Raw genomic sequence first — 9,190 nt, forward strand, 5'->3', positions numbered from 1 at the left:
CTGCGTCCGCGAAACTGATCTGGTCCATCGCTGCTGCTCCTTTGTGTATCTCAACGGTCAACACATCTGATCGGTGGACTTGTTCAGAGTTTCCCTAGCTGTTAGCCCAGGGATAGCTGTCGATATGCTCGCGGGCAAAGGTGGGTGGCTTGAGACAATCGGAGATCAGAATCCGATAAAGATTTTTCACGACGACGATGAGACTCCCCCGGATGGGGTTTCGCACCCGGACGCGTCCAATCCAGCGACTTCCACAACTTACCAAACCGTTGTCTACAACGGCAATATTTACGCGGTCAGTCTTTTCGGGACGCTGGATCGCGCTATTCCCGGTCTTCTAGGCTGGACGGAAAGCCGCGACAGCACCGGCGGCGGCGTCATCATGGACGACCAAGGCTATACCGTCGCCCAGCTCCACCCCGGCGACCGGGTAAGCATGATGGATGATGGTCGCATTGTCGTAAACGATGTCGAGGGTAAAACAGTTAGCCGCCTTGTGGATGAGACGGCAGCGAGTGTGTTTTTCACGCCAGTGACGACTGCGCAACCCCCAAACCCCACCGACCCCAGTAGCGCTGACGCCACCAACGGCGCAGACCACCAGAGCGACAACTACCTCAACGTCATAGACATCCCAGCGCCTGCGCTGGCGAATCAGTTCGCGGGCGGCAATTTAGGCGGCGCCTACGGTGCCGGCCAGTTGATGGGCTTCGATGTGTTGCCGTTTAACAAAGACAGCAGCTTCCTGACCAACACCGACGGCGATATCGTTGGCGAGATCAACGTCCTGCCCAACGGCTACCACCAGATCAAGAACTTGTATGGGGAGACCGCCTACGTCGCCTCATCCGGCCAGGTGTTGAGCGAGCAGCAGTACGAACAAGCCCAGTACAGCCAAGCCGCAGGTGCCATTGGCCTGATGAACAGCATCATCGGCCTGCAAAACTGGGACGACATGGGCGACCTGCAGCGGCTTGCGGCCGTGACCAGCATTTACAACGCCTTCGACAAGCTCACGGGCGGCGGCCTTCCGCTTGGGGATCTTGGCACCGCAGCCGGTGTGCTGGGTCTGCTCAGCGCGCTGGACCAAGGCAACATGGGTGGCGCCCTGTACAGCGGCTTGAGTTTGGTTGAGAACCTGACTTCTGTCGCGGGCGTCGCCAACAGCGGCTGGGTCAGCTTGAACATGCCAGGTGGCGCCGACTTCCTGCCTGGTTTGGGCCTGGTGCTGGCCCTCGATTCAGGTGATCCAGTCGCCATCCTCGCCGCAGCCGTCAACTTCATTCCCGGCTGGGGTCAGATTGCCTCTGTCGTCATCACCCTGCTGGGCGGCCTGTTCGCCGACGACGACCAACCCATGCTCGAAGGGCGAGCCCACGCCGAGTGGGACGGCGCCGGCAATACCATCGTGCTGACCGACCAGGACAGCGAAGGCGGCGGCGCCACAGCAGCCGGCTGGATGAGCTCCCTGGTCAATGGCTTGCAAGCCCAACTCGCCGCCACCAAAGACGCCGCTGGCAACAGCTACGCCCTGGTTCCCAACCTCTTGCCCGCCATCGGCTACCAGTACGACCCCGACGGCTTCAATCTGGCCAATGGGGCCAAAGGTTTCCTCTATCTGCAGTGGACAGACGAGTCCGGTGCGACCCAGACCCGGTACTACGACGGCCAGGGCAGCCGGGGCGATGGCAGCGGCGAAACCTTGGCAGGTGACTTCATGGCCCACGCCCAGGGCGCCATCGCCCCCGCATGGCAAGTCCAGACCACTCTGGCCCACTGGCAGCAAGGCCAAGGCATCAATCTCCCGGACAGTGCGTCCGGCTTGCCGCAAGAGCAAAGTGACGGCATCCACCAAAGCCTGCAAGCGCTTAGTCTGACTTTGCCCCAGTTGCCACCATTGCAAAACGCCCTGATCGACATCGATGGCGACGGCTACCTGGAGCGCACCCAGTGGCTGGCGACCAACCAACAAGTCCTCGCCATCGACAGCAACGGGGACGGCAACATAGGCGCAGGTGAACTGCTCAGCCTGAACGGCGGCAACGCCCTGAACTCCTTGAGCTGGCTTGACGCGGATGGAAACAAAATTCTCAACGCCAGCGACCCCGCCTTTGCCGCACTGCGCCTGTGGATGGATGTCAATGCCGACGGTCAGGGCAATGGCGAAACCAGCACCCTGGCCCAGGCCGGCATTACCGCCATCGACTTCGGCAGCAACCCACCGTCAATCGTTCGAGGCGACGGCAGCCGCAGCACGCTGACCGCCCAAACCCTGACCGGCGACATCCTGGGTGTGAGCTACCAAAGCGTCACCGGCGGCGTGCTGCAGCTCGACGAGCAGCGAAACGCGGCCGCCATTGCCACGCTGCACGCCGTCAACACCAGGGAGTTCGACGGCCAGGCTGGTCACATGCATGGCGGGGATGTCGATACCGATGGCGCAGATGGCGCAACCATCACCGTCCAGGCCGGCGACAGCCGGCTGAGCACCACCAGCGCCAACACCTTCACCACCGGCGCCTTCAAGAGCACGCAAACCAGCACCAGCCTTGGCGCGGGCGATGCGCGCGTGCAAGCCGGTGCTGCCGGTCAGGCTGTTACCGGCCAAGGCGCGGTACACGCCGCAGGCAACGCCCTGGTGCGCAGCACCCCCCTCGCCTTCGTGCCCCTGGGGGCAGCCAGCCTGCAGGCTGAAGTCAAGCAAGCCACCTATGCCATGGTCCGCAGCGCCACGCCGGCGCTGTTCGAGCCAGCATCCGGGGCGCTGGTGGCCATGGCCTTGGGCGCCGGAGCTGTGCAGTGGCCCAGCCTGGCATCGGCCAACGCGCCGGCGGACCCCTCGCAAGCCCCTTTCGCGCAGCCACCGGCGTCTGCCCCGGCTAGCGCAGACGCCATCAACTGGCAGGCACTGGACGGCTCCCGCGTCAGCGTGGCCGCACTGGACGCTCTGACGCCATCGAGCGGGTCCACCGCAAATGGCGCATCCCTTGCCGGCGGCCTGCCTACAGCGGTTGCAGCCGGCACTTATGAGTCAAATCAGACTCCAGCCCATACGGAATGGGCGCAAGCAGCTATCGATTCAGTAGCGGTTGAGGTGCCCGTGGCATCTGCTTCACCTGGTTCGTCATCTGCCCAGTCTGGCCTCAGTGACGCTGCTGCCACCAACTGGAGCAGTGCAAGCAGCGCAGCCGGCAGCAACACCCTGATCGACTATCCCCGAGTCCAGGGCGAGAAAAGCGAGGCGACCGAAGACACGGTGCGGCGCTTTAGCGAAGCCTGGCTGCTGGCCAACGACAGCACGGTCAACGCCCCGGCCTGGCCAGATCAGCCCAGCCTGCGCATCACCTCTGTCTTTGCCCCGGTGCACGGCAGTGTGTCCCTGCAAACCGATGCCAGCGGCGCTACGGAACTGGTGTTTGTGCCCGACGCCAACTACCACGGCCCCGCCAGCTTCAGCTACACCGTGACCGACCAGTACGGCCTGTCCAGCACGGCCAGCGTCAGTCTGCAGGTGGCCGCTGTCAACGACGCCCCTGTTGCCACCGGTGAGACGGCCAACGGCGATGAAGACCACACCCTGCAGTTCACAGCCGCCAGTTTGCTGGTCAACGACTTTGACGTGGACAGCGCCGTCGATGGCGATGTGCTGCGCATCACCCGGGTGGGCAGCGCCCAGCATGGTCAGGTGTTTCTGGCCGCTGACGGCACGGTCAGCTTCATCCCTGATGCCAACTACAACGGCCCCGCGCAGTTCACTTACTGGGTGGGTGATCGCGACCCGGCGCAAATCGCTGCCAACGGCGCTGGCGAAGGTTATGAGACCCCGGCAACTGTCAACCTCACCGTACTGCCCGTCAACGACCTGCCGGTGGTGACCGGTGAAGTGATGGACAGCGATGAAGACATCGTGCTCCTGATCAACCCCGCCTTGCTGCTGGCCAACGACACCGACGTGGACACGGCCCCCACCAATGACGGCAATGCCGAGCCGGCCCAGGTCTTGCGCATCACCGCAGTGAGCGGTGCCCAGCACGGCAGCATTGCGCTGCTGGCCGACGGCACGTTGCAATTTACGCCTGAGCGCAACTACTTTGGCGCCGCCGGCTTCAGCTACACGGTGGACGACGGTAACGGTGGGCAGGTGGTGGGCCAGGTGGTGGTCAACCTCGCCCCGGTCAACGATGCGCCGGACGTGGTGGGCGAGACGGTGAGTTTCAACGAAGACGAGATCCAGACCATCACCCAGGCGAGCCTTCTGGCCAACGACAGCGATGTAGACAACCCCCAGACCGATCTGCGCATCGTCGCTGTTGACAACGCCACCCACGGCGCCGTATCCCTGAACCCGGACGGCTCCATCCGCTTTGCCCCGGCGCATGACTACTATGGCCCGGCCCAGTTCACTTATACCGTCAGTGATGGCGTGGGCGGCTTTACCGTCGGCACGGCCAGCCTGGACATAGCCCCGGTCAATGACGCGCCGCGCCTCCTCGGCGAAAGCCTCACGCTCGACGAAGACACAGAGGCCCATTTCAGCATTCCGTCCTTGCTGGCCAATGACCACGATGTTGACAACCTCCACAGCGAACTGAGCATCACCGCCGTTGCCATGGACCCGGCCAGCAGCGCTGCGGGCACGGTTCAGATCGTGGCCGGAGAGATCGTCTTTACACCGATGCTGAACTTCAACGGCGGGGCCAGCTTTACCTACACGGTTGCCGACGGCGTGGGCGGCAGCAGCCAGGCGACGGTCAACCTGAACTTCACCCCGGTCAACGACGCCCCGGTGGCCAACAGCGAGCTGATCTGGGGCAAGCGCGATGTGAGCTACACCCTGAGCCAGGCGGCCTTGCTGGCCAATGATGCCGACGTGGAGTCGCCGAACAACCTGCAGATCAGCGCCATCAGCAATGTGCAGCACGGCACGGCCGTCCTTAATGCCGACGGCAGCGTCAGTTTCACCCCCGAGGCAGGTTATGCGGGCCGCGGCAGCTTTGACTACCTGGTACGCGACCCCGACGGAGCCACCAGCACGGCCACGGCGCAGATTGACTTCTCACGCATCAACATCAACCCGCTGGCTACCGATGACAGTTTCACCGGTTATGAGGATGTGGTGTTCAGCATTACGCAGGCGCAGTTGCTCGTCAACGACTCGGATGCTGACAATCCCGCGGCCGACCTGCGCGTGACCGCTGTTGCCGGTGCGCAGAACGGAAGCGTCAGCCTGGACGTCAACGGCACGGTGCGCTTTACGCCGGCGGCCAACTTCTACGGTACCGCCACCTTCACCTACCAGGTCAGCGACGGCGAGGGTGGCAGCACCTGGGCCATGGCGCAGTTGAGTGTGCAGTCGGTCAATGATGCGCCCATCATTGAGGACATCTGGTACGGGCGGCCAATCTACGGCACGGCCTCTCAGGTGGTCGGCTACGACGAGAGCGGGGCCGCTGTCTATGGCAATGTACAGGTGACGTCAGAAAGCCAAGCGCGCGCACTGCTGGCCGGCGGCCAGCTTCAGGGCCACAGTGGCAGCTTCTACCAAAATGGGCAATTGCGGCCGGTGGGGTTTGACAGCGCGGATGCGGGTGCGGCGGATGAGTCGGGTCCGTATGACGACCCCTACCGACAAAACGGCGCTGTGATCGCTTTTGACCCGGACGGCAATTCAGCCCTGCTCGGCTTCAGCGTAGGCAGTACGCCCCAGCATGGCCACGCGTGGGCCAACCAGTACACGGCATCGAATGCCCCGGGCTCGATTGACCATACCCAGGCCGAAGCCTACTGGGCAGGCCAAACCGGCGCCTGGCAGTACTACAGCCACCGGGGTGATGGTTACGCCGGGGGCGACCCTTTCACCATCACTGTGACCGACAGCGGCGGCGCCTCGGCCAATGCCAGCGTCAACACGGCGCATGTGGGCTCGAGCATTGGCGGTGGCGGCGGCAAAAAGCCGGTGAGTCTGGACCTGAACGGAAACGGGCTGCAGTACATCGGCCTGGATGATTCACAAGCCTACTTCGATGTCAACAACGATGGCTGGCGCGAGCGCATCGCCTGGGTGGCGGCAGACGACGGCTTGTTGGTGCGCGACATCGGCGCTGACGGCAAGATTGAACGTTATGACGAAATCTCGTTCACCAGCTACCTGACTGGCGCCAAAACCGACCTGGAAGGCTTGACGGCCTTCGACAGCAACCATGATGGCGTTTTAAGCCGGCTTGATACCCGCTGGAAGGAGTTTGCCGTCTGGCGTGACACCAACAACGACGGGGTCAGTGATGTGGGCGAGGTCATCACGCTCGACGACATAGGCATTGCGCAGATAGGCCTCGCAAGTGACCACCAGACGCGCATGGTCGATGGGGTGACGGAACACGGACAAGCGCAGTTCGTCTGGGACGAGCAGCACGGTGGGCACACAGGTGCGGTCGGGGATGTGAGCCTGCCGTTTGATGCCAATGACCGTCTGCCCGCGGTAGCGGCACAGAGCCTGGCGCGTGCGGTTACCCCGGATCACGTCGAGACCCCGGTAGTGGCTGTGGCTGAAGCCAGGGTAGAGAAGGTGCCAGCGCCCGCAGTGATGGATGCACTTGCCCGGATGGCCGCTATTGAGGCCCTGGACGCGCTGGATGATTATGAAATGTTGCCCAGGCCAGAGCCTGTGGTCCTGCCGCCCATACCGCCCGCAGACGGGCCGACGCCGATGCAGATGGCGCTGGTGATGCTGCAGGCCATCAACGCCCTGACGGCAGACCGGGATGCGCCACCGCTGGTCTTTGTGCCTTTGGGTGGGGTACAGGAGCCAGCCAGCGCCCTGACGCAGGCGCAGGACCAGTGGGAACAAGCCGCCACGACAGCGCCCTTGCACGGAGGATCGTCATGAAGGTCGCGCCGCCCTCCCTGCAAGATATTGCACGCCTGGTGGAGCTGGGCCGACTTTGCCATCTTGAAAGCCGTTTTGCGCGCCTGCCTTATGACGGCGAACGTGTGGCCCAGCGCTTTGCCCACATGATCGAGCACCCTTTGAGCACCACGTTTTTTGTAGCGACGCACGACGCCGGGGGCAAGCTGCACGGCCTGATGATTGGCAGCATTGACGAATATTTCTTTTGTTGCGAGCGCATCGCTTCGTCTGTCTTCCTGCTGGTCCATCCCGAACAACGTGGTGGCCTGGCGGCCATCAAGATGGTCATGGCCTTTCGGGCCTGGGCGCAGAACCGTGGGGCGGCCGAGGTCTACATCGGTGTGGCCAGCGGCGTCAGCATGCAGCGCACCGGGCGCTTCCTGTCCAAGCTAGGCCTGCAACTCAGCGGGGGCAATTACTCGTCCTGGCTGCCCATCAACGCGGGCGCTGCCGGTGCAGCTGGCGTGACAGGTGCCGCAACGCTGCATTGAGCCTCTAGAACGTGAGCGGCCTGCGTGGTCGCCTTCAGCCAACTATTAAAAGAACCTTTTGAAGACTACCTGTGACCTCCAACAATTCCAGTAACGCGAATAGCGCAAATAACGCCAACACCTCGCTGCCGGCCGCCGTGGAGCCCACGTCGGGCAGCACCGACGCAGTCACTTTCCCTGCCTCGACCAACAAACTTTACGGACTGATTGCATCCTTCCTGCACCTTGCCGGAACGAATGCCGATGTGGCACGCCTGGCCCAGCACCATGCCTGGCCGGCCGAAGGCCCGGACGGTGCCGCACTGGTGCGCGCCCTGCAAAGCCTGCCTTTGCAGGTGTACTACCACCGCAGCGCAGCGGGCAAGCTGATGGATGCGGCCTTGCCCGCCCTGGCATGCGGCCAGGACGGACGCTGGCTCATGATTGGCCACGCTGATGAAACAGGTGTGTTGCTGCAAGCCGAGATGTCGGTAGCGCCGCAGCATATGACCTGGAAGGCCTTTGCGGATCTCGTCGGGCCGACACTGGAGTGGCTGACGGTTAAATCGCAGATGGCGGGCTTGGGTAACAACCAGAGTGCAGGGCCGGGTGGCCAGACAACCTCAAGCACTCCCATACCTGGCAAAGGTTTTGGGGTGGGCTGGTTCTGGACCTCCCTGAGCCAGTACAAGCAGGTCATGAGCGAGGTGTTGCTGGCTTCGTTTTTTGTACAGGTGTTTGCGCTGCTGACACCGCTGATTTTTCAGGTCGTGATCGACAAGGTCCTCACGCACCGCTCCATGACGACGCTGGACGTGATGGTGATTGCCTTGCTCGGCGTGGGGCTTTTTGAAGTCATTCTGGGTGGCATGCGGCATTACCTGTTCAGCCACACCACCAACCGGGTCGATGTCGAGCTGGGCGCCAAGTTGTTTCAGCACCTGCTGCATCTGCCTTTGTCTTACTTTGAGGCGCGGCGCAGTGGCGACACCGTGGCGAGGGTGCGCGAACTGGACAATGCCAGGGCCTTCATGACCGGGGCGGCGCTGACCAGCTGGCTGGACCTGTTTTTTGCGGTGGTGTTTCTGGCAGTGATGTTTTATTACAGCGTGCCGCTCACCCTGATCGTGATTGCATCGTTGCCGGTGTTTTTTGCAGCTTCGTGGCTTTTGACGCCGCTGATGCGCAGCAAGCTTGAAGACAAGTTTGCCCTGGGCGCGGAGAACCAGACCTTTCTGGTGGAAACCGTGACGTCCATGGAGACCCTTAAAAGCCATGCGGTCGAAGGCGCCTGGCAGCGCGACTGGGAACGCCGCCTGTCGGCTTATGTCACTTCCGCATTTGAGTCCGGCCATCTGGGCAATGCGACCAACCAGTTCATGAGCCTGGCCAGCAAGGTGCTAACGGTGTTGCTGCTGTACTTTGGCGCAAAATTGGTGATTGACGGCGACTTGACGGTGGGCGGTCTCATAGCTTTCAACATGCTGGCTGGACGCGTCAACGCGCCCATCCTGAAGCTGGCATCGCTGTGGCAGGAATTCACGCAGATGAAGGTCAGCATCAAGCGCCTGGCCGACATCATGGATGCTGCGCCGGAGCCGGCATTCCGGCCGGGCCGAAGCACGCCGCCCACGCTGCGAGGCAGGGTGAGTTTTGAGAACATGTCATTTCGTTATTCGCAGAACACCCCGGAAGTGCTCAGTGACGTGAACCTGGACATCGCGCCCGGCGAGGTTGTGGGCATCACGGGTATTTCAGGCGCAGGCAAGACGACGTTCATGCGCCTGATCCAGCGCCTGTATTCGCCGGAGAA

The 9,190-nt window shown here is 62.7% G+C and carries 3 protein-coding genes; all 3 read left to right on the forward strand.

Annotation, left to right across the window (positions count from 1 at the left end):
• The first annotated feature begins 382 nt into the window (after window positions 1-382).
• Window positions 383-6,886, forward strand: a complete 6,504-nt coding sequence (locus tag ACH2CW_RS09350) for a cadherin-like domain-containing protein (protein WP_395057389.1) — start codon at window positions 383-385, stop codon at window positions 6,884-6,886.
• Window positions 6,883-7,398, forward strand: a complete 516-nt coding sequence (locus ACH2CW_RS09355; protein WP_395057391.1) for a hypothetical protein — start codon at window positions 6,883-6,885, stop codon at window positions 7,396-7,398. Before ACH2CW_RS09350 ends, ACH2CW_RS09355 begins: the two co-directional genes overlap by 4 nt.
• Before the next feature lie 71 nt (window positions 7,399-7,469).
• A partial coding sequence (locus ACH2CW_RS09360; RefSeq protein WP_395057393.1) for an ABC transporter transmembrane domain-containing protein occupies window positions 7,470-9,190 on the forward strand: 1,721 nt, incomplete at its 3' end.

It is taken from the genome of Polaromonas sp., assembly GCF_043778355.1.
Taxonomy (GTDB): Bacteria; Pseudomonadota; Gammaproteobacteria; order Burkholderiales; family Burkholderiaceae_C; genus Polaromonas.